At 55.1% G+C, this 1,119-nt stretch carries 2 protein-coding genes; both read left to right on the forward strand.

The genetic code is table 11. From position 1 onward, the window contains the following. On the forward strand, nt 1-893 hold an 893-nt coding region (locus GJ1_RS18490), incomplete at its 5' end, for an RNA-guided endonuclease TnpB family protein (RefSeq protein WP_245629459.1). Beyond that, on the forward strand, nt 857-1,006 hold the full coding sequence (locus GJ1_RS19460; protein ID WP_245629460.1) for a zinc ribbon domain-containing protein: 150 nt from the start codon (nt 857-859) through the stop codon (nt 1,004-1,006). The genes GJ1_RS18490 and GJ1_RS19460, both read left to right, overlap by 37 nt. The last annotated feature ends 113 nt before the right edge of the window (nt 1,007-1,119 follow it).

Below are 1,119 nucleotides of genomic sequence, written 5' to 3' on the forward strand. Positions count from 1 at the left end.
AGTGGAATCAAGCGTATGAAACAACAGGGTCGGGGCTTGGCTGCAACGAGTGTTCCAAGCGCTTAACCGTGTTGAAGCAAACGCTCCCGTGGCTGCGGACGCCCGATTCGACCGCATTGCAAAACGCGCTGCAACAGTTGGCCGAGGCTTTTGACCGCTTCTTTGATGGAACGGCGCCCCCTCCCCGCTTCAAAAGCAAAAAACATCCGAACGAATCGTACACCGCACAGTGCAACTATCCCAAGAAAGGACGGCCATCGATCGAGGTAAACGGCCATCACATCAAACTCCCCAATCTCGGATGGGTGAAGTTTTCCAAAAGCCGTGAGGTTCAAGGCCGCATTCTCTCTGCCACCATTCGTCGAAACCCAACAGGGAAGTATTTTGTCTCCATCCTCGTGGAAACGGAGATTCCCCCATTGCCCGCAACCGACGAGAAAGTGGGTGTGGATTTGGGGTTGAAGCATATGGTGGTTCTTTCAACAGGCGAGAAAATCGAACACCCCAAGTATTTACGCCGATACGAAGAGAAGCTGGCGTACTGGCAGCGGGTGATGTCCCGCCGGAAGCCAGGCGGTTCGAACTGGCACCGGGCCCGCTTGAAAGTCGCCAAACTTCACGAGAAAATCGCCAACTGCCGGAACGATTTCCTGCACAAAATGTCCACCCGCCTCATCCGCGAAAACCAAGTGGTGTGCGTGGAGGACTTGCGCGTGCAGAACATGCAGAAGAATCACAAGTTGGCCAAAAGCATTTCCGATTCCGCGTGGGGGCGCTTGCTCAATATGCTTGAGTATAAAGCGAATGGTACAGGCGAACGTTGGTTCGTGTCAGCCGCACTTTTCCATCGAGCCAATTGTGCTCGTGCTGCGGGCATCGGCAAGCCGATGTGAAATCGCTGCATGTCCGCGAATGGGTGTGTCCGCAATGCGGAGCCGAACATGACCGAGACCATAATGCTGCCCGGAATATTTTGAAGGAAGGGCTTCGCTTGCTGTCTTCGTAAGGCAGCCCAACCGTGGGACGCACGGGGATGGCTTGGTTGACAGCCTGCCGTGGGGCAGGTGTTCCCAAGAATCTCCCACCTCTAAGCGTGAGCATAGGTGGGGGAGCGTTCAA

It is taken from the genome of Geobacillus jurassicus NBRC 107829 (genome assembly GCF_001544315.1).
In the GTDB taxonomy this organism is placed as follows: Bacteria; Bacillota; Bacilli; order Bacillales; family Anoxybacillaceae; genus Geobacillus; species Geobacillus jurassicus.